This window comes from Amycolatopsis sp. ATCC 39116 (assembly GCF_000231075.2).
Lineage (GTDB): Bacteria > Actinomycetota > Actinomycetes > Mycobacteriales > Pseudonocardiaceae > Amycolatopsis_E > Amycolatopsis_E tucumanensis.
The window spans coordinates 1-1,234 of sequence record NZ_AFWY03000119.1; the positions used below are offsets into that span (position 1 = coordinate 1).

The 1,234-nt window shown below is 74.1% G+C and carries 1 protein-coding gene; it reads left to right on the plus strand.

Annotation, left to right across the window (positions count from 1 at the left end; all coding sequences use genetic code 11):
* Positions 1–444: 444 nt before the first annotated feature.
* The gene (locus AMY39116_RS0341750; protein ID WP_020423530.1) at positions 445–915 is read left to right on the plus strand and encodes a prepilin peptidase; all 471 of its coding nucleotides are present in this window, start codon (positions 445–447) and stop codon (positions 913–915) included.
* Positions 916–1,234 lie beyond the last annotated feature (319 nt).

Genomic DNA, 1,234 nt, shown 5'->3' on the forward strand with positions numbered 1-1,234 from the left:
GCCCAGCCACAGGTGCCTGCCATGCGTTGAACCTTCTGTCGCCCCCCAACTCCTGCCTTCGCGTTCCAAGTTCCCGCCATCGCCCCAAAACCACTTCCGCCGCTACACGTCGCCCTGCGCGAGTGGGAACCTCGCGCGACGACGACTTGACCTCTCGCGCGGCCTGATTGCCGCACGAGAGGACCACTCGTGCGAACCCGCGCGCTCCGGCTAGGCGAGTGGGATTCTCGTGCGCCCGCGACTGGACTGTTCGCGCGTCACGAAATGACCACTCGCGCGACGGGTGCCGTGCGAGTGGGAATTTCGTGCGCCGCATGATTTGGCATTCCGCCGCCCGCGGCGCAGTCTGGGTTCGTGAACTGGGGAATCGTGGCGGCGGTCGGCGCCGCCGGAACGACAGTGGGTGCCGGGACGGTGAGCCTGCTCCGGAGAGCCGAAGCTCCGGTGCCGGCCGCCGTGGTGGCGCTCGGCACCGGCGCGGCCTGGGCGGGACTCGCCGTCCTGGCGCCTGCCTGGACGGCCTTCGTGCTGGCCGCGCTCGCCGTGCCGTTGATCGCGGCGGACCTGCGCCACCGGCGGCTGCCGGACGTGCTCACGCTGCCCGCGTACCCGCTCCTCGTCGCGGTGGCGCCGGATCCGGCGAAGGCCCTCGGAGCGGCCGCCGTCTTCGGCGGCGCGCACCTGGTGATCCACCTCGTGGCGCCCCATGCCATGGGCGCCGGTGACGTCAAGCTGGCAGGCGCCCTCGGCGCGGCGCTCGGCTCCATCGGCTGGTCCGCATTGCCGGTGGCAACCGTGCTGGCCGCGTTTGTCACAGCCGTCCTGGCCGCCACCCGCCGCTGGCGGAACGGGGTGCCGCACGGACCCGGCCTACTCGCTGCGGCCACCGCGCTGGTCCTGATCCGCCCTGGATGAGCACGGGCGAGGCCGGTGCCGCCTGCTGCGGGCATGTCGTGCTCCCCGGACAGGGTGCGGGAGTCAGGCGTGCCTGCCGCTCGCGGGCAACCGCCGGGGCGGAGCCGGGCGAACGCAACGGCAGGCAGCCGCCACCAGCGCGCCAGCTCGGGCACGGCGGCGCCACGAGCGGGTGGAGCCACAGCAGCCTCACCGCTGCGTGCGCCGCGCGCAGGCACCCCCGCCCGCCGGAGCCGGGCGAACGCAGCGGCAGACAGCCGCCGGCCGGCGCGCCATGCCGGACACACGCCGCGCCCACTCCGGATTCGCCGCAACTAGC